Below are 17,703 nucleotides of genomic sequence, written 5' to 3'. Positions count from 1 at the left end.
AAGGCGAGCAAGCATATGGATCAGCCAGACACTGCTAGCTGTTTTCGCTTTTCTTACTTCTGATTGGTTTCTGACAACGTGGGCAATAGAAACTTGAACGCTGGCCCTGTCTGATTTGCCTGATATTTGTACCACACTTCCGGCAGGGCTGGCAGGTTCGGCCGTACACCCAGTATTGCTGCTGGAAATATCCGGGATTGCCGTCGCTGCCCACATAATCGCGCAAGCTGCTTCCCCCCGCTTCAATTGCGAGACCGAGTATTTCCTTTACCGCCTGCGCCAGTCTTTCGCATCTGGTTATTCCAAGCCGGCCAGCGGCAGTTGTGGGATTGATGCCCGCGCGGAAGAGAGCTTCATTAGCGTAGATGTTTCCGACGCCAGCCACAATGCGGCTGTTCATCAATACCTCTTTGATGCTGGCGCTACGGCCCCGGGTTTTTTTGTATAGCAGATTTCCGTTGAACGCATTCGTGAGCGGCTCCGGCCCAAGCCGGGCCAATAACTTATGACAGATAACGTCAGCGGGCGACCACAGCATTGCGCCGAACCGGCGGGGGTCCCTGAAGCGGAGAACCATGCCGTTCTCCAGAATCAGGTCCACATGATCATGCTTTTGCGGCGGCGTTATCGCCGATGCTGTAGATGAAGCTGGCAGTAGCCGCAGGCTGCCCGACATGCCAAGATGGAGGATCAACGTCCCTTTGCCACAGTCGAACAAGAGGTATTTTCCGCGCCGCATCACCTTTCCGATTTTCAGCCCGCAAAGCGTTTGCCCCAGGTCGAGCGGCACCAGCCAGCGCAAATTCGGATTTCGTATCGCGACCCCGGCAATACAGTGTCCCTCGAGCTGGGATGCGATGCCTCGGCGGATAACTTCAACTTCAGGTAATTCAGGCAACTAAAATGTCCGGCATAAAGGGATGAGGGATTGATCAAGAGATTTTAACAGCCGAAGCACAGCATGGCTGGAGAACGCAGCGCAACAATTGCTCTTCTACGGCGATGCGTCACCGGGCTATCTCTTTCTCCGCCTCCGCCATATTATCATCCCACTGGTCAGAAAAATCAGCGGCATAACGATGAGGAAGCCCCAGGCCATGATGGTTAGCGTTGACTCATTCAGGGACAGGCTGCTATCCACCGTCGCACGGGGTTGAATGGCGATAAGGTCTTCGTCGCCGGCGAGCCAATTGACGAGATTAATGCCGAAATCCAGATTCTTGCCATGGCCCAGATAGGTATTGGCAAGAAAATAGCCACTGCCAATGACAGCTATACGCTGCTCGCGTTCATGCAAGCTGCGGCTCAGCGCAGCGGCGATACTGACAGGACCGGACACATCATACATGGTATCGAAGACAATGCCCGTGTCCAGCTTTCCAGTTTCCACCCACCCGGTTTGGGCGGCTTCCACCAGTGAGACGCTGCGCCATTCCTCGTTGTCATTAACGGTGATCTGACGGGCAAAAGGAAAAACAGTAATGTAATCGAAATTATTTGTGACCGGATGCTGTCCATAATTGGCGCCCACCGAAAAAGTGATAGGCGCCTTTAGTTGCCGCGCTTGAGGATCGATGACGACGCCCGGTGTGAGAGTCAGTTCCAGCTTCTCGGCCAACGGTTGCAGTCCGTGCAGCGGCTCCTGGTCCAATAGCCATAAAAGATTGCCGCCGCTCTCGATGTACGCCAGCAGCTTCTCCACTACGCCTTCCGGAAGGTCCACTTGCGGCGAAGAAATAATCAGCACGCTCGTATCAGGCGGCACATCCGCGGCAATAGCAAAGTTGAGCGTTTGAATCCTGAAACCGTTGGCTATCAATTGTTTCCCAAATTCGCCCAGGTCAGCGCTGGCGGCGCCATCGAGCTTGCGCTCGCCATGGCCGCTGAGAGCCATCACCAGTTTGTCGTGGGAACGGGCTAGCCGCATCAGCAGATTGATCAGCGCGCGCTCATTAAAGCTGATGAGGTGCTCGCGTCTGCCATTCAATTCAATTACCATTTCTCCATTGGTCTGGACTCCTGCCGCCTGCGCGAGTTTTGGCTGTTCGGCGGGATCAATGAACGTGACATCGAAATCTGGCTTGATACGCTGATAAGGAGACAGAAAATCCCTGATTTTTTTGGAAACGTTCCCAAGCTGCGCGTCTTGACTGGCATAGACAGTGGCCAGGATCGGGCCGTCAATCTTTTCCAGCACTTCCACACTTGCCTCGCTCAAGCTATTACGTTCATTCTGGGTGACATCCCACTGGGTGCGTGTTTCCCACGCCAGATAACCTGGCAATCCCACCAGAGATACCAGCATTATCGCAAACAGGCCGTTTCGCACCAGCCAGTGCGCACGCAGCTTTTCATTGACCATGGTCATATCGAGGATGTTGCAGAGCGTTAGCCGCGCATTCGTTCGTTATCAAGCCTGCGAACGGATAACATCAGAAAGATCAGAGTAAAAAGTGCGAAGTATGCCAGGCCAAAAGTGTCGATCATCCCGCGATTGAAACTTTCATAATGGGCGAGCAGAGAAAAGTTGCGCGCTATGCCTGCGCCATCCTCATCCGCGGCCACGGTATCCATGACCCATAGCCCGAGTAGCGCGCCCATCGCACCGGCGCCGGCGGTTGCAGGCTGGGCGCTGAGACAGGAAATATAAAGTCCGAGTGAGACGAAACAGGCGGATATGAGAAACAGGCCCGCGATATTGCTCAGCAATAAACCAAAATCCAGCCGGCCCCCTGCCAGCAGAGAAAGTGATAATGCGGCAACCAGGGCAATCAGGGCAGATAAGAAAATCATCAGACCGAGAAATTTTCCTATCACGATTTCGGCTATCGAAATGGGTGCGGAAACAAGGAAAGGCAGAGTGTGATTGCGGCGCTCCTCAGCGATGAGACGCGCAGTTAAAAGGGGAGTCGTCATTAACAGTACTATCGCTGCCGTTGCGAATAACGGCGCAACAATCGTTTCAGTCACTCCGGGCGGGTTGGCGATCTTGATCAGTTGTGGCTGAATTTCCAGAAAGGTATCGAGATGCGCCAGGAAAACCCAGGTCAACACCAATTGCACCAGAGCAAGTATCAGCCAGGCCAGCGGCGAGCTGAACAATATTTTCAGTTCCTTCTGTGCAACGGCTAGAATCATGATATTAAACTTTTGAAGTCTCCCGCGAAGATTCTGATAAGTCCGATTTTGCCGGCCTCGTCGTCAACCCGGTTGTCCCTTGGCTTTCAAATGAGTGAGCGCCGCGCGAGAACATAAGCGGAGCCTGGCTTATACAGTAGCCTGATTCATGGTGAGGCGCACGAATGACTCCTCCAGGCTAGTTCCTTTTTGTTTTAGCCGGCCTATGGAATCGTCAAACACTGTGCGTCCCTCATGCATGATCTGGACCCGATCACACACACTTTCAACCTCAGACAGGATGTGCGTCGAAAGAATGACGCTGCGGTCTGCGCCGAGTTCACGAATGAGGCTGCGCATTTCTCGCATCTGGTTGGGGTCGAGCCCCGCTGTCGGTTCATCAAGCACGATGACATCAGGGTCGTGAATGATTGCCTGGGCAATTCCTACCCGTTGCTGATAGCCTTTTGACAGCGAGCCGATCAATTGCTCGCGGTTATTGCTCAGTCCGCACCGTTGCGTGATTTTAGCCAACGCAGAACGAATAATCCTGCTTTCGACCCGATGCAGCCTGGCGGCAAGGCGCAGGTATTCGTTTACTGTTAATTCCCGGTAGAGCGGCGGTATCTCGGGCAGATACCCGACGCGGGCCTTGGCGTCCCGCGGCTTGAGCAGCAAATCTATACCGCAGATCTCAACCCTGCCGGCGCTTGGAGCCAGGTTGCCGGTGAGCATGCGCATGATTGTTGTTTTGCCTGCCCCGTTGGGTCCGAGAAATCCCAGGACTTCACCACGCCTCAGTTCCAGGTTGATATCATGCACAGCGACCCGAGTACCGAAATAGCGGCACAGGCCGCGAGCCAGGATGGCTGTGGAGCCGATTTGTTCAGTCATTGGAACGCCTCGATAAGCTGGAATTTGCCAAAATCGCTCCTTATCCGCGACTTCTACGTTTCTTTACGTGATAAGAGAGCTCATATGGAACTTTGACTTGCAGAACTGTCCCTATAAAAGTGCTTGCAGCGTCCTGGTTCAGTTGTCCACTTGTGATAAGCGTAAAATATACCTAATATGTGGACTGTACTGAAGGACAACCCCGCCATTTACAGCCTTTTTCGAACCTTGTCTGGATTTTCCCATGAGTCTTAAAATTCCCGGCGCATTACCGCTGCTTTTTCTTGCTGCCTGTTCGCAGATTCCTGCCAAATCCGATATCAAAGCGGATAAGCCGGTAGCGAAGATCGGAGCTGGACAATCAAAATTACCCAGTCAGGATTTGACTCCTCCCATGCTGTTCGATTTCCTGGTGGGGGAAACGGCTCTGCAGCGTGGCGACACGGAAATTGCGATTCGTACTTATCTCAAGCTCGCGAAAACCACCCGCGATCCGCGTGTGGCCCAGCGGGCCGCTGAAATTGCGCTTCAAGCACGTCAGCCCGCGCCGGCGCTTGAAGCAGCGCAAATCTGGGCTGAACTTGATCCGGATTCCGTTGGCGCCCGCCAGACCCTGGCGGCGTTGCTGGTAAATTTCGACAGACTGGATGAGGCCCGGCCCCATCTCGAAAAACTGCTGGCCTCTGCGGGCGATAATATCGATGAGGCTTTTATGCAATTGAACAGCCTGTTAGTACGAAATACCAACAAAAACAAGACGTTCGAACTGGTGAAGCAACTTGCCCAACCGTATCCAAAACTGCCCGAAGCCCATTTTGCCATATCCCAGGCAGCATGGTTTGCCGAACGTTTCGATATCGCACTGGCAGAGATGAAACGGGCATTGGCACTTCGCCCGGAATGGGAGATAGCGGCAATTTATCAAGGGCGGATACTGGCGCGAAACTCCAACGCCGATGCGCTCGAATTTTTTGAAGACTATCTGAAGGATTATCCCAAAGCCAACGACACGCGAATTACCTATGCCCGGTTATTGCTGGCGGAAAAGAATTATAGCAAGGCACGCGAACAGTTCCAGCAATTGCTGGAGGAGAATCCCAATAATCCCGATGTTGCCGTGGCTGTCGGGTTGCTATCGATGGAATTGCAAGAATATGATCTGGCCGAGTCGAATTTCAAGAGAGCGTTGGAGTTGGGTTACAGAGACCCAGGCATGGTGCGCTTTTATCTTGGCGGCATCAATGAAAAAACCGGGCAAATTGATACGGCGATGGACTGGTATCGCTCAGTGACGAGCGGTAGTCAATATATTCCCGCACAAATCAAATACGCAATCCTGCTGAGCAGAACCGGCAAAATGAACGAAGGCCTGCAGCACCTGCGCAGTTTGCCGGTCACGAATGACCAGCAAACCGCACAGTTGATAATTGCCGAGGCGCAATTGCTGCGGGAAGCGGGGGGTTACCAGAAAGCGTTTGAGCTGTTGAGCAGTGGCCTGAAAAAGCTTCCCGACTATCCCGAGCTGCTCTATGATCGAGCCTTGGCGGCAGAAAAAATCGGTAAGTCCGACATCATGGAGCAGGACTTGCGTAAGCTGATCCAGTTAAGGCCGGACCATGCTCACGCCTACAATGCACTAGGCTACGGCCTTGCGGAACACAGCAACCGCCTGCCGGAAGCGCTGGAGCTCATTGAAAAGGCCATCAAGCTTTCCCCGAATGATCCTTACATCATTGATAGCCTGGGGTGGGTGCATTACCGCATGGGCAATCTCAATCAGGGGCTCAGCTACCTGAAACAAGCATTCGGAATGACTCCGGATCCGGAAATCGCGGCTCACCTGGGTGAAGTCTTATGGGTGCAGGGGACAAAGGAAGAGGCGACAGAAGTTTGGCGGGCAGCGCTCAGGAACCATCCCGATAACGAGGTGTTGCTCAGCACCATGAAGAAATTCATGAAATAGTGCAACAACGTTGGGAAACATCATTTCTCATGTTGGTATAACACTGCTTCACTCCGTGATCAGGGTATTTCCACTGTTAAAAAATCGCTTTATTTTCTTTTGGTGGGGTCTCATTTTATGTGCGCCACTTTTTTTTGCAGGCTGCACAGCTCTTCCGCATAAAAATAATGTAGCCCGCACCCTCGTCACTGAGCCTGTTGCGGATATGGCTGATGCGAGGGCGGCCGATTTTGGACTTGTCGGTCGGGTGTCGGTGAAGGGTGGCGAAGAAAGTTTTTCCAGTGGAGTACAATGGCGTCATACTGAAAGAGGCGATGAAATTCTTCTTCTTTCGCCATTGGGGCAGACTTTGGCCCAGATTCAGCATCGGCCTGAAGGCGTGTATCTGACTACCGCGGAGCAGGAGAGTTATTATGCTGCCGATGTAGAAAGCCTGACCGATCAGGTGCTGGGTTGGCGCCTGCCTCTCACTGGTTTGCAGTACTGGGTACAAAGCGTGAACTCGCCCGCTACGGCATCCGCGATAGACCTGGACATGGACGGGCGCGTAATGGCTATTCGTCAGGACGGATGGGAGATCCATTATTCGGGTTATCCGCAGGTGCTTCCAGTACAGGCTACCCAGGCCCGGACTACGCACCCCCGGTTATTGACGCTTAAACGCAACGGCCTTCAGATAAAACTTGTGATAGATGACTGGTATGCTGGAACCCGCTGAAGCCCATGTAGATTCGACGGCTAAACTCTCTTGCCCGGCGCCGGCAAAGCTTAACCTGTTCCTTCATGTGGTCGGACGCAGGGAGGATGGCTATCACCTGTTGCAAACGGTTTTTCGATTCGTGGATTTTTCCGATCGACTTCATTTTGCGCTCCGGACCGATAGCGCGGTCAAGTTGCATACGCCAACTGCCGGAGTGCCAGAAGACAACGACCTGTGCGTGCGCGCCGCCAAGCTGCTGCAACAGGAAAGCGGCACTTCAGCCGGTGTGGATATCTTTCTGGAAAAACGAATTCCGATGGGAGGCGGGCTGGGCGGCGGTAGTTCCGATGCCGCCACGACATTGCTGGCGCTCAACCGTTTATGGGGGTTGGCCTGGCAAAGGAGCCGGCTTTTAAAACTGGGACTCAGACTGGGGGCGGATGTGCCCGTGTTCATTTTTGGCGAAAATGCCTTTGCTCAAGGCATCGGCGAAAAACTTTCGCCCATTGCCCTGCCTCCCGCGTGGTATCTGATCCTGACCCCATCCGTACACGTGTCAACCGCGCAGGTTTTTACCAGTAAGGAATTGACACGAAACACGATTCCAATCAAAATACCGCCCTTTTCCGTGGAGTGCGGGCACAATGATCTCGAGCCGGTGGTTTGCCGGACATATCCCGAGGTGGCACGCCACCTGGAGTGGCTCAAACGGCTCGACAATTCACGGATGACGGCAATGACCGGTTCCGGCGCCTGTGTGTTTTCCGAGTTTGCCACGGAGCGCGCAGCGAAAGCAGCGCTGGCGCAGCTTCCATTCGACATGAATGGTTTTGTGGCACAGGGATTGAATCGCCATCCCATGCATGATTTTGCGGAACAGTAATTGGGGAGTCGCCAAGTGGTAAGGCACCGGATTTTGATTCCGGCATTCGTAGGTTCGATCCCTACCTCCCCAGCCAATTTTCAGGTCTTGAGATTCAGGACCGGCCAGACGGCCGGATGGTGCTTAAGCTGTTTGTATTTGTTTGCATTCGCTTGGATACCCCGGTTCCCGATTCATGTTTTCAAACTTATCGCTCCCAGTCATGGCCTACGATAGCTTGATGGTTTTTACGGGCAATGCCAATCCCAAGCTAGCGCAGGATGTTGTGCGGCACCTGAATATTCGTGTAGGACGCGCAACGGTCGGCCGCTTCAGCGACGGCGAGGTAATGGTTGAAATTCTCGAGAATGTGAGGGGCAAGGACGTATTTGTTTTGCAATCCACCTGCATGCCCACCAACGATACGCTGGTCGAATTGCTGGTGTTGGTCGATGCGTTGAAGCGGGCATCCGCCGGGCGGATTACAGCGGCAATGCCTTATTTCGGGTACGCTCGTCAGGATAGAAGGCCGCGTTCGGTACGAGTCCCCATTACCGCCAAAGTCGTGGCAAATATGTTGACGAGTGTAGGGATAGACCGGCTTTTGACTATGGATCTGCATTCAGACCAGATTCAGGGGTTTTTTGATATTCCCGTGGATAACATTTACAGCATGCCGATCCTGCTGGGCGATCTATGGAAAAGCGACTACCAGAATCTGGTAGTGGTTTCTCCCGATGTAGGCGGGGTAGTGCGGGCCAGACAGATGGCGAAGCGCCTTGAATGCGATCTCGCAATCATAGACAAACGGCGCCCTAAAGCGAATGTGGCCAAGGTAATGAACATAATCGGCGAGGTGGAGGGACGCACCTGCGTAATCATGGATGACATGGTGGATACTGCCAATACGTTGTGTGAAGCAGCCCGGGCCCTGAAGGAGCAGGGGGCGGAGCGCGTGCTGGCGTACTGCACCCATCCGGTACTGTCGGGCAAGGCCGTGGAGCGGATCGAGAATTCCGCCCTGGACAAGCTGGTGGTCACTGATACCATTCCGCTGCGGGAGGATGCAAGGGCCTGCGATCGCATTTACCAGTTGAGTGTGGCAAGCCTGCTCGCGGAAACAATGCTGAGGATCAGTAATGAAGACTCGGTGAGTTCCTTATTCATGGAGTAAGGTCTCTAGAAGATTCGTACATATGCAGAACAAAGAAGGAAAGAGACCCGTATCGCAATTGGGTTCGTACGTCGTTCACAAGCTTTTATTAATCGGGTCATCTGGTCGCGGATGATCCACATTTTGGAGAAAAACAGATGCAAATTGAAATCAGCGCCAAAAAGCGCACATTGCAGGGCAAGGGTGCGAGCCGCCGCCTGCGAGGTTCCGGCACCGTGCCGGGAGTCATCTATGGCGGAGAAAGTCCGGCGCAAGCGATCCAACTGGATCATAACAGTCTTTATCATCAGCTCAAGCAGGAAGCCTTCCATGCTTCCATCCTGTCGATGGAGGTAGAGGGGCAGAAAGAACGAGTCCTGTTGCGCGACATACAAATGCACCCGTTCAAACTTCAAGTGCTGCATATCGATTTCCAGCGGGTCGATCCGAATAAAAAAATCCATATGAAAGTACCGCTGCATTTCATGAACGAGGAAATTGCGCCAGGCGTAAAACTTTCCAGCGGTATCGTCAGCCGCGTGCTTACCGAGCTGGATGTTTCCTGCTTGCCAAAGGATCTGCCTGAATTCATTTCGGTGGATCTGGCTGATCTGGCTGCGGGAAACACAATCCACTTGAGCGACCTGCAACTCCCTGAAGGCGTCGAAGTTCCCTCACTTGTCAAGGGTGACGATTTACCCGTGGCAACCATAGTGATTCCGCGGGCAGTGGCAGCCGAGGAAGCGGCAGCCGGAGTGGCGGCGGCGGATATCCCGACCACAGTACAGAAGAAAGAAGGCGTAGCAAAGGAAGGTGAGAAAAAGGACGCCGGGAAAAAGAAATAATATCGGCAGGCAGTATTCATGTGGGCCCGCTGGAGTCATATCGGTTCCAGCGGGCTTTTCCTTTACAAACGAGCACATTCTTTTCCTGTTACGTCCAAATGAAACTCATCGTCGGTCTTGGAAATCCTGGCAAGGAATATGCGGCTACTCGCCACAATGCCGGCGCCTGGTGGTTATTCCGTCTGGCGGATGAGCTGCGTATCACGCTGAAAGCGGAAGCACGATTTCATGGTTTGTGCGCGCGCGTCGGCCAGGGCGATTCAGAGCTGTGGCTGCTCAATCCCCAGACCTACATGAATGCCAGCGGAAAAGCGGTGTCAGCCTTATGCCGCTTCTATAAAATCCAGCCCGAACGGATTCTCGTGGTTCATGACGAACTGGATTTGCCGCCTGGAGTCTCCAGGCTGAAGCTGGACGGCGGGCTTGGCGGACACAACGGGTTGAAGGACATCGCTGCCCACCTTGCCACCAGGGAGTTCTGGCGCCTGCGCATCGGCATCGGCCATCCCGGGGACAAAAATGCCGTGGTAAATTACGTATTGCAGCCTCCGCGCAAGGAAGAAGCGGCGTTGATAGACGAGGCCATTCACAGTAGCCTGAAGGTCTGGCCGCTCATCGCGGAAGGCAATTGCCAGGCAGCGATGATGAAGCTGCATACAAAAAATAAAGAATGAACGATAAGTCTTGAGAAAGATCAGCGGTTCATTTCATCTTTCCACATTTCAGGCACTCATGGTCTGGAATCCAATCTTTTATAGTTCGAAAAACTTATGAGTCTGAAATGCGGTATCGTTGGTTTGCCCAATGTGGGGAAATCCACCCTGTTCAATGCGCTGACCAAGGCCGGTATAGCTGCCGAAAACTATCCCTTCTGCACCATCGAGCCCAATGTCGGCATCGTCGAAGTCCCCGATAAGCGTCTGGCTGCGCTCTCGGAGATTGTCAAGCCGCAAAAAGTACAGGCCGCTATCGTCGAGTTCGTTGATATCGCCGGTCTTGTTGCGGGCGCATCCAAGGGCGAAGGATTGGGCAACAAGTTTCTTGCCACCATTCGCGAGACCGACGGCATTGTCAATATGGTGCGCTGCTTCGTCAATGAAAACGTCGTGCACGTGGCCGGGAATGTCGATCCGGTTTCGGACATCGAGACTATACAGACCGAATTGGCGCTGGCCGACCTCGCGACGGTGGAAAAGGCGCTGCAACGTGAAACGAAGCTGGCCAGGTCTGGCGATAAGGAGGCGGTCAAGTTCGTGGCGCTACTGGAAGCAACGCGCGCACACCTCGACCAGGGAAAACCCGTCAGAAGCATGGGACTGGATAGGGAACAACAGCAATTGTTGAAGCCGCTCTGCCTGCTGACTGCCAAGCCAGCCATTTATGTAGCCAACGTCGACGAAAAGGGCTTCAGTGAAAATCAGCTGCTGGCCCGTGTGGAAGAATATGCCGCGCGCGAAGGCGCGCCGGTAGTGGCGATCTGCGCGGCCCTCGAGTCGGAAATTGCAGAAATGCCGGACGAGGACAAGCAGATTTTTCTTGCCGACATGAATCTGGAAGAACCAGGACTGAACCGTCTGGTTCGCGCCGCCTACCAACTGCTCGGGCTCCAAACTTATTTCACCGCCGGCGTGAAAGAGGTGCGCGCCTGGACCATATCAAAAGGGGATACGGCCCCGCAGGCAGCGGCTGTCATCCACACCGATTTCGAGAAAGGTTTCATCCGCGCCGAGGTCATCGCTTATGATGATTTCATCGCTTGCAAAGGTGAGCAGGGAGCGAAGGAAGCGGGAAAGATGCGGCTGGAAGGGAAGGAATATGTGGTCAAGGATGGCGATGTTATGCATTTTCGGTTTAACGTCTAGTCCGAGGACTTTTTCTGTAGTGCCCAATGCTGTACAGAAACACAAACAAAGCTTAGTAAAACTGGGATAAGCTTTAAACACGAAAATCGTTGAAAGTTTGGCGGTTAGTATCGGCAAAAGAATAAAGGACCTACTGTTGAACTAGGACGTCCTGCGTCCGAACCCAATGACAAGCTGACCATGATCAGGCTTCAGTCGGAAAAAAGCGGATATAAAAGGGGGTACAAACCGAGCCCGTAGAGGGTATGGGGGAGATCTGGTGCGGGTTTCAAAGGACAATTGCGGCTTAATGTCTAAGCTAAAACGGCTAGCCCCGCGACGTTTCAAGAATTTGTCCCACTTTCTCGGGCGGCCGGTCGGCTCAACGACTAATTGCTTTTTATCAGTTGAATATTCGCTATCCACGATGTAGAGGCCAGCAGGCAACAGGATGACGAAATATGAAAAAGGAGGCGTGAATGATATACAAAATCCTTATTGCACCGGTCGAACCATCAATAAATGACGGGCCCAATTTCAGCGGCGTTCTTGCAGCTTACGATATCGACGCCAGCTCGGAAAGTGTAGCTCGGGATCTGGCATTTACTCGATTTTGCGAGGAGACTCCTTATCGCTCTCACAACCGCGATGACTACACCATCCATGTGCAGGAATCAGCCTGAATAGACTCCATCTATTTTTGATGTTTCGAGAGACAAACATCTCTGTACGGATGTTTTATCATCCATTACACTGAATTCTCAGGTCAGCTATCCCGACATCTTTATGGATGCGTTCTTGCCGCATCCATATCTTGCAATCCCGCTTGCAGCCCATATTTCCCGGTTAAGCAAGTGGTTGAGGTATAATTCCATTTTTTTCGATTCTGCTTTATTGGAGGACTGTCATGCCAATTTATGAATACCGTTGCGGGTCCTGTAGTTTTGAAAAGGAATATCTGCAAAAGGTAACTGATGCGCCGGTTGCGGCTTGTCCCGCATGCGGCAGCGATGCGTATGCCAAACTTATCTCCGCTGCGGGCTTTCAATTGAAGGGCAGCGGTTGGTATGTAACCGATTTCAAGAATGGCGCGAAGCCGAAAGCAAAGCCCGATGCAGAAGTACCTGCAGCTGCAAAGAGTGAGACCGCTGCACCAACCGCACCGGCAGCCAGCGCCGCATGCCCCGCTTCCTCTGCCGACTAAACGGCGCGACACCACTTAACATGAAACGTTATTTCATCACCGGGCTTCTGATCTGGGTACCTCTCGGCATCACGGCCTGGGCGCTGAAATTTCTGATCAGCACGATGGACCAGTCGCTGCTGCTCCTGCCGGCCAGCCTGCATCCTGAAACCGTGGTGGGCATGTATATTCCCGGTATGGGCGTAGTGCTGACGTTGCTGGTGGTTTTCCTCACGGGTCTGCTCACGACAAATATCATAGGTCAGCGGCTGGTGATTTTCTGGGAAGGCGTGTTATGGCGCATTCCGGTGGTGAAATCGATCTATTATGGTGTAAAGCAAGTCAGCGATACGCTGTTTTCCAGCCAGGGCGAGGCCTTCCGCAAGGCGCTGCTGGTGCAATATCCGCGCGAGGGTTCATGGACTATCGCATTCATGACCGGGTATCCGGGCGGCGATGTGGTCAACCATCTCAAGGGAGAGTATGTAAGCGTTTACGTACCGACCACGCCTAATCCCACTTCCGGCTTTTTTCTGATGATGCGGAAAAGCGACGTGATCGAACTCGACATGAGCGTAGATGCGGCGCTGAAATATATTATTTCCATGGGCGTCGTCACACCCGGCAACGGCAAAAAAAATCCCGGCCCATCCCAGGCAGTATTGTTGCATGGTACCGGTTCCGTCGGTTCCGCATCAAGCGACAAATCCTGACTTTATCTTTTCTGATTACAGACTCGTCATGCGCACTAACTACTGCGGCCTCATCAATGCCCAATATCTGAATCAGGCGGTGACCCTTTACGGCTGGGTGCATCGGCGCCGCGATCATGGGGGCGTCATCTTTGTGGACCTGCGCGACCGTGAAGGTTTGGTGCAAGTGGTGTGCGACCCGGACAATGCGTCAGCTTTTCAGATCGCGGAGAAAATTCGCAACGAGTTCGTGCTTAAAGTCACGGGCAAGGTGCGTCATCGTCCGGCCGGTACAGCTAATCCTAATCTCGTCAGCGGTGAGATCGAAGTCCTGGTACAGTCCATCGAAATTCTCAACACCTCGCTGACGCCACCCTTTTTGATGGACGACGAGAACCTGAGCGAAGCCGTGCGGCTCGAGCACCGCTTCCTCGATCTGCGGCGCCCACAGATGCAGGCAAACTTGCGGCTGCGCTACAAGGTGGCGATGGCAGTCCGCGTGTTTCTTGACCAGCATGGCTTCATCGACGTGGAAACACCGATGTTGACCAAGTCGACGCCGGAAGGTGCGCGTGATTATCTGGTGCCGTCGCGCGTCAATACCGGACATTTTTTTGCACTGCCGCAGTCGCCGCAATTGTTCAAACAGTTACTGATGGTTGCCGGGTTCGATCGCTACTACCAGATTACCAAATGCTTTCGCGATGAAGATTTGCGTGCCGATCGCCAGCCTGAATTCACGCAGATCGATATCGAGACATCCTTCCTGAATGAAGCCCAAATCATGGCGCTGATGGAAGAGATGATTTGCGGCGTGTTCAAAAGCGTAATAAGTATTGATCTGCCAAATCCGTTTCCCCGCCTGACACATACCGAAGCAATGTCTCGCTACGGCTCCGACAAGCCGGACTTGCGGGTCGCGCTGGTTCTGACCGAGCTTACCGACGTGATGCAGGAGGTGGAATTCAAGGTTTTCCGCGAGGCTGCGCTTAAAACGAACGGGCGTGTGGCGGCTCTACGGGTGCCCGGGGGTGGGACGTTATCGCGCAAGGAGATCGACGATTACACCATTTTCGTAGCGATATACGGTGCGAAGGGGCTTGCGTACATTAAAGTCAATGCCTTGGAGAAGGGCCTTGAAGGCTTGCAGTCGCCGATACTGAAATTCCTTCCGGAGACGGTAGTGCAGGTTATTCTGGAGCGCACCGAAGCAAAAAATGGCGATCTCATATTTTTCGGGGCCGACAAGGCCCAGGTAGTGAATGAGGCATTGGGCGCATTGCGCGCCAAGGTCGGGCATGACCTTGGGCTTGCGAAGGCCGGCTGGAAGCCCTTGTGGGTAGTCGATTTTCCAATGTTCGAACGCGACGACGAAGAAAATCGCTGGAAAGCTTTACATCATCCGTTTACTTCGCCTGCCGACGGTCACGAGGATTTGCTCGAGACCGATCCCGAGAGGGCGTTATCCAAGGCCTATGATATGGTGCTGAACGGTTCGGAAATCGGCGGCGGCTCGGTGCGCATTCACCGCCAGGAAGTTCAGTCGAAAGTATTTCGGGCCTTGAATATCGGCGCTGATGAGGCATGTGAGAAATTCGGCTTTTTGCTGGAAGCGTTGCAATATGGCGCGCCGCCTCATGGTGGCATTGCATTCGGTCTCGACCGTATCGTTACCATGATGGCGGGGGCGGAATCAATCCGTGAGGTTATCGCCTTTCCCAAGACACAACGTGCACAATGTCTGCTGACCCATGCACCCAGCACGGTGGATGAAAAGCAATTGCGGGAGCTGCACATCAAGCTTCGCCAGATGTAGTACGTCAGAACATAAGAGTCTGGGAGCATGGAAGCGCGGAGATCCGGATAAAAAACAACCATTGTTCGGGAGCCGGAATGGTTTTCCAATCTCTATTCCTCGCGGCGACCACTTCGCCGTGAAAATCTATAAGACACCGGTTTCCGTTCTGGTAATTATCCACACGCCCGACATGCAGGTTCTGCTGCTGGAACGGGCCGATCACCCCGGCTATTGGCAATCGGTAACGGGGAGTCAGAATCAGGAAGAAACACTTGCGCAAACCGCCGTGCGGGAAGTGGCGGAAGAAACGGGACTGGATGCTGGGTGCTATCAGTTGACGGACTGGAACATTCAGAACGAATACGAAATTTATGAAGAATGGCGCTGGCGATATGCACCCGAGGTGACTCGCAATACCGAGCATGTGTTTGGTTTACTCGTGCCGGAACCTGTCCCCGTACTGGTAGCGGCACGAGAGCACCTGCGCTATATCTGGTTGCCCTGGCAGGAAGCGGCGGAAAAGGTTTTTTCGCCGAGCAATGCGGAAGCGATAAGGAAGCTGGCAGCAGTCAGAAGCAATGGACGTGATGGAAACGGTTCAGAGGCTCCTTGAGGTCCGGCCGAACCAATGCCAGGTATTTTTGTCTGATGTTTTACTTTACTTACGGTTTTTAAAGGAAAAACAGGAGTAGCCATGCAAGCGGAAGCCATTGCATTTGAACGTTTCGACACCTTGAAGGATGATGACTGCGCGCAACGCATCGTGGAGGCCAAGGCGACGCTCGGGAAGCGCGCGGTAATACTCGCCCATCATTATCAGCGTGCGGACGTTTACAAACACGCCGGCCTGACCGGCGATTCCTTGCAGCTCTCGCGCCTCGCCTCGGGAACGAATGCTGATTATCTGGTGTTCTGCGGCGTGCATTTCATGGCTGAGGTAGCCGACATTCTATCCAAACCGGAACAGGTTGCTATCCTGCCGGACCTTTCCGCCGGCTGTTCGATGGCTGACATGGCAAGCCGTTTCAAAGTGGAGCGTGCCTGGCGCGAATTATCAGAAGTGCTGGATCCCGATGAAGCGGTCACCCCTGTAACCTACATCAACTCCGCCGCGGATCTCAAAGCCTTCTGCGGGGAGCACGGCGGCATTGTCTGTACTTCCAGCAACGCCGTGAGGATTTTGCAGTGGTCCTTTTCGCGCCGTGAAAAAGTGCTGTTTTTTCCGGATCAGCATCTGGGACGCTGGAGCGGACATAAGCTTGGAATTCCAATGGACGAAATGGCGGTGTGGGACTTTGATGAACCGATGGGCGGGCTTACTCCGGAGCAGATCAGAAAGGCCAGGATTCTGCTCTGGAAAGGACATTGTTCCGTCCATCAGATGTTCCAGCCACAGCACATACTGCGGTTTCGCAATCAGCACCCAGACGGAAAGGTAATTTCACATCCCGAATGCAGTTTTGAGGTCTGTAAAAATTCCGATTACGTCGGTTCAACCGACTATATTATCCGGACCATCCGTGAGGCGGAGGCAGGAACCCACTGGCTGGTGGGTACCGAGTTGAATCTGGTCAGCCGTATTGCAGAGGAGTTCAAGCCCGAAGGCAAGATTGTACAATTCATGGCATCGACCATCTGCATGTGCTCCACCATGGCGCGCATTGATCCGCAACATCTGGCTTGGACGCTGGAAAATCTGGTGGCAGGAAAAGTGGTAAATCAGATCAAAGTGCCGGCAGACGAAGCGGTACTGGCAAAGCTCGCGCTGGAGCGGATGCTGGAGGTTTCTCTATAATGAAAAAGCATTATTTCGCCACTGCTGCTTGGGGACGGGGATTCTCGGGCAGCCAGTATTCCAAGTTTTCAGGCAACCTTCTGACTCAGGCCTGTTGTTCACTATATGCTCGATAGACTGCATATTGCCACCTACAATATTCACAAAGGTTTTTCTCATTTCAACCGGCGGGTAATGGTGCATCAGTTGCGCGACAGTTTACGCGCGATGAATGCTGATATCATCTTTTTGCAGGAGGTGGTCGGCCAGCACAGGGGGCACGCGGCGCGTTTCGAGAACTGGCCGCACAATCCCCAGTACGAGTTTCTGGCCGATTCGATCTGGTCGGATTTCGCCTATGGAAAAAATGCCGTGTACGATGAAGGGCATCATGGCAATGCGATCTTGAGCCGCTACCCTATCATGCGCTGGGACAATGTAGATGTTTCCGCGCATCGTTTCGAGAACCGTGGCATGCTCCATTGCGAAATCTGCCTTCCCGACTGGCCGGAAAATCTGCACTGCATATGCGTTCACCTGGGACTGTTCAAACGCGGACAGTCGCAACAGTTGCAAGCGTTGGAGCAGCACATCGAGCGCCTCGTCCCTCGTCATGCGCCCCTGGTTATCGCCGGTGATTTCAACGATTGGCGTGAACTGGCCAGCGGGATTCTGGTTAAACGGCTTGAGCTGACCGAAGCGTTCGAATTGACGGGAGGGAGAGTGGCGCGCAGTTTTCCGTCCGTGTTGCCGCTATTTCGCCTCGACCGCATCTATGTCCGCGGTTTTCACGTGGAAAAGGCGCAGGTGCATCAAGGCCATCCCTGGTCAAAAATTTCCGACCATGCGGTGTTGTCGGCGCAAATGGTACGTAGATGACG

18 protein-coding genes and 1 tRNA gene are annotated in these 17,703 nt (G+C 53.5%); 15 read left to right on the top strand and 4 right to left on the bottom strand.

Translation table 11 applies throughout. The annotated features are described in order from the left end of the window. Nucleotides 1–34: 34 nt before the first annotated feature. From mutM to BMX66_RS06935, 4 genes are all read right to left on the bottom strand, one after another. Nucleotides 35–898, bottom strand: a complete 864-nt coding sequence (mutM, locus tag BMX66_RS06950; RefSeq protein ID WP_090880108.1) for a bifunctional DNA-formamidopyrimidine glycosylase/DNA-(apurinic or apyrimidinic site) lyase — start codon at nucleotides 896–898, stop codon at nucleotides 35–37. Between the two features lie 117 nt (nucleotides 899–1,015). Next, the gene (locus BMX66_RS06945) at nucleotides 1,016–2,368 is read right to left on the bottom strand and encodes a GldG family protein (protein ID WP_090880105.1); all 1,353 of its coding nucleotides are present in this window, start codon (nucleotides 2,366–2,368) and stop codon (nucleotides 1,016–1,018) included. Between the two features lie 20 nt (nucleotides 2,369–2,388). After that, the gene (locus BMX66_RS06940) at nucleotides 2,389–3,138 is read right to left on the bottom strand and encodes an ABC transporter permease (RefSeq protein WP_090880102.1); all 750 of its coding nucleotides are present in this window, start codon (nucleotides 3,136–3,138) and stop codon (nucleotides 2,389–2,391) included. A gap of 129 nt (nucleotides 3,139–3,267) precedes the next feature. Further along, nucleotides 3,268–4,011 carry an ABC transporter ATP-binding protein gene (locus tag BMX66_RS06935; protein ID WP_090880099.1) on the bottom strand — a complete coding sequence of 248 codons (744 nt, stop codon included), beginning with the start codon at nucleotides 4,009–4,011 and terminating at the stop codon, nucleotides 3,268–3,270. Nucleotides 4,012–4,255: 244 nt separating this feature from the next. On the opposite strand from BMX66_RS06935, the gene BMX66_RS06930 reads away from it, so the two are divergent. The 15 genes from BMX66_RS06930 to BMX66_RS06860 all read left to right on the top strand — a co-directional run bounded on the left by BMX66_RS06930 (nucleotide 4,256) and on the right by BMX66_RS06860 (nucleotide 17,701). After that, nucleotides 4,256–5,974 carry a tetratricopeptide repeat protein gene (locus BMX66_RS06930; protein ID WP_090880096.1) on the top strand — a complete coding sequence of 573 codons (1,719 nt, stop codon included), beginning with the start codon at nucleotides 4,256–4,258 and terminating at the stop codon, nucleotides 5,972–5,974. Between the two features lie 205 nt (nucleotides 5,975–6,179). Then, the gene (gene lolB, locus BMX66_RS06925; protein WP_143058214.1) at nucleotides 6,180–6,692 is read left to right on the top strand and encodes a lipoprotein insertase outer membrane protein LolB; all 513 of its coding nucleotides are present in this window, start codon (nucleotides 6,180–6,182) and stop codon (nucleotides 6,690–6,692) included. Continuing rightward, nucleotides 6,676–7,557, top strand: a complete 882-nt coding sequence (gene ispE, locus BMX66_RS06920; RefSeq protein WP_090880090.1) for a 4-(cytidine 5'-diphospho)-2-C-methyl-D-erythritol kinase — start codon at nucleotides 6,676–6,678, stop codon at nucleotides 7,555–7,557. The genes lolB and ispE overlap by 17 nt, the downstream gene beginning before the upstream one ends. Before the next feature lies 1 nt (nucleotide 7,558). Then, nucleotides 7,559–7,633 (top strand) — tRNA-Gln (locus BMX66_RS06915). Between the two features lie 126 nt (nucleotides 7,634–7,759). After that, on the top strand, nucleotides 7,760–8,710 hold the full coding sequence (locus BMX66_RS06910) for a ribose-phosphate pyrophosphokinase (RefSeq protein ID WP_090880993.1): 951 nt from the start codon (nucleotides 7,760–7,762) through the stop codon (nucleotides 8,708–8,710). 137 nt (nucleotides 8,711–8,847) lie between these two features. Continuing rightward, nucleotides 8,848–9,534, top strand: coding sequence for a 50S ribosomal protein L25/general stress protein Ctc (locus BMX66_RS06905; RefSeq protein ID WP_090880087.1), 687 nt, complete (start codon nucleotides 8,848–8,850; stop codon nucleotides 9,532–9,534). A 98-nt stretch (nucleotides 9,535–9,632) separates the two neighbouring features. Then, nucleotides 9,633–10,208: an aminoacyl-tRNA hydrolase gene (gene pth / locus BMX66_RS06900; protein ID WP_090880990.1), complete on the top strand. Its 576-nt coding sequence runs from the start codon at nucleotides 9,633–9,635 to the stop codon at nucleotides 10,206–10,208. A 96-nt stretch (nucleotides 10,209–10,304) separates the two neighbouring features. Next, on the top strand, nucleotides 10,305–11,396 hold the full coding sequence (ychF, locus tag BMX66_RS06895) for a redox-regulated ATPase YchF (protein WP_090880084.1): 1,092 nt from the start codon (nucleotides 10,305–10,307) through the stop codon (nucleotides 11,394–11,396). Between the two features lie 458 nt (nucleotides 11,397–11,854). Next, nucleotides 11,855–12,058 carry a hypothetical protein gene (locus BMX66_RS06890; protein WP_090880081.1) on the top strand — a complete coding sequence of 68 codons (204 nt, stop codon included), beginning with the start codon at nucleotides 11,855–11,857 and terminating at the stop codon, nucleotides 12,056–12,058. Between the two features lie 224 nt (nucleotides 12,059–12,282). Continuing rightward, entirely contained in the window at nucleotides 12,283–12,579 is a 297-nt protein-coding gene (locus BMX66_RS06885; RefSeq protein WP_090880078.1) for an FmdB family zinc ribbon protein, read from the top strand. Nucleotides 12,580–12,599: 20 nt separating this feature from the next. After that, on the top strand, nucleotides 12,600–13,271 hold the full coding sequence (locus BMX66_RS06880; RefSeq protein ID WP_090880075.1) for a DUF502 domain-containing protein: 672 nt from the start codon (nucleotides 12,600–12,602) through the stop codon (nucleotides 13,269–13,271). A 28-nt stretch (nucleotides 13,272–13,299) separates the two neighbouring features. Next, nucleotides 13,300–15,066, top strand: coding sequence for an aspartate--tRNA ligase (gene aspS, locus BMX66_RS06875; protein WP_090880986.1), 1,767 nt, complete (start codon nucleotides 13,300–13,302; stop codon nucleotides 15,064–15,066). 118 nt (nucleotides 15,067–15,184) lie between these two features. Continuing rightward, nucleotides 15,185–15,661 carry a dihydroneopterin triphosphate diphosphatase gene (nudB, locus tag BMX66_RS06870; protein WP_255398850.1) on the top strand — a complete coding sequence of 159 codons (477 nt, stop codon included), beginning with the start codon at nucleotides 15,185–15,187 and terminating at the stop codon, nucleotides 15,659–15,661. An 81-nt stretch (nucleotides 15,662–15,742) separates the two neighbouring features. Beyond that, a complete protein-coding gene (gene nadA, locus BMX66_RS06865; protein WP_090880070.1) occupies nucleotides 15,743–16,843 on the top strand; it encodes a quinolinate synthase NadA in 1,101 nt (366 codons plus the stop codon). A gap of 105 nt (nucleotides 16,844–16,948) precedes the next feature. Beyond that, nucleotides 16,949–17,701, top strand: coding sequence for an endonuclease/exonuclease/phosphatase family protein (locus BMX66_RS06860; RefSeq protein ID WP_090880067.1), 753 nt, complete (start codon nucleotides 16,949–16,951; stop codon nucleotides 17,699–17,701). Nucleotides 17,702–17,703: the final 2 nt, after the last annotated feature.

This window comes from Nitrosovibrio sp. Nv6 (genome assembly GCF_900110495.1).
GTDB lineage: Bacteria > Pseudomonadota > Gammaproteobacteria > Burkholderiales > Nitrosomonadaceae > Nitrosospira.
Note: the sequence above shows the minus strand (reverse complement) of the source record. Positions and strands in the feature narration are given on the sequence as shown.

What these genes read in the sequence shown, in the direction of transcription:
- BMX66_RS06945 (WP_090880105.1), bottom strand. Translation starts at nt 2,368, where the DNA reads ATGACCATGGTCAATGAAAAGCTGCGTGCGCACTGGCTGGTGCGAAAC.
- BMX66_RS06940 (WP_090880102.1), bottom strand. Translation starts at nt 3,138, where the DNA reads ATGATTCTAGCCGTTGCACAGAAGGAACTGAAAATATTGTTCAGCTCG.
- BMX66_RS06935 (WP_090880099.1), bottom strand. Translation starts at nt 4,011, where the DNA reads ATGACTGAACAAATCGGCTCCACAGCCATCCTGGCTCGCGGCCTGTGC.
- BMX66_RS06930 (WP_090880096.1), top strand. Translation starts at nt 4,256, where the DNA reads ATGAGTCTTAAAATTCCCGGCGCATTACCGCTGCTTTTTCTTGCTGCC.
- lolB (WP_143058214.1), top strand. Translation starts at nt 6,180, where the DNA reads ATGGCTGATGCGAGGGCGGCCGATTTTGGACTTGTCGGTCGGGTGTCG.
- ispE (WP_090880090.1), top strand. Translation starts at nt 6,676, where the DNA reads ATGCTGGAACCCGCTGAAGCCCATGTAGATTCGACGGCTAAACTCTCT.
- BMX66_RS06910 (WP_090880993.1), top strand. Translation starts at nt 7,760, where the DNA reads ATGGCCTACGATAGCTTGATGGTTTTTACGGGCAATGCCAATCCCAAG.
- BMX66_RS06905 (WP_090880087.1), top strand. Translation starts at nt 8,848, where the DNA reads ATGCAAATTGAAATCAGCGCCAAAAAGCGCACATTGCAGGGCAAGGGT.
- pth (WP_090880990.1), top strand. Translation starts at nt 9,633, where the DNA reads ATGAAACTCATCGTCGGTCTTGGAAATCCTGGCAAGGAATATGCGGCT.
- ychF (WP_090880084.1), top strand. Translation starts at nt 10,305, where the DNA reads ATGAGTCTGAAATGCGGTATCGTTGGTTTGCCCAATGTGGGGAAATCC.
- BMX66_RS06890 (WP_090880081.1), top strand. Translation starts at nt 11,855, where the DNA reads ATGATATACAAAATCCTTATTGCACCGGTCGAACCATCAATAAATGAC.
- BMX66_RS06885 (WP_090880078.1), top strand. Translation starts at nt 12,283, where the DNA reads ATGCCAATTTATGAATACCGTTGCGGGTCCTGTAGTTTTGAAAAGGAA.
- BMX66_RS06880 (WP_090880075.1), top strand. Translation starts at nt 12,600, where the DNA reads ATGAAACGTTATTTCATCACCGGGCTTCTGATCTGGGTACCTCTCGGC.
- aspS (WP_090880986.1), top strand. Translation starts at nt 13,300, where the DNA reads ATGCGCACTAACTACTGCGGCCTCATCAATGCCCAATATCTGAATCAG.
- nadA (WP_090880070.1), top strand. Translation starts at nt 15,743, where the DNA reads ATGCAAGCGGAAGCCATTGCATTTGAACGTTTCGACACCTTGAAGGAT.
- BMX66_RS06860 (WP_090880067.1), top strand. Translation starts at nt 16,949, where the DNA reads ATGCTCGATAGACTGCATATTGCCACCTACAATATTCACAAAGGTTTT.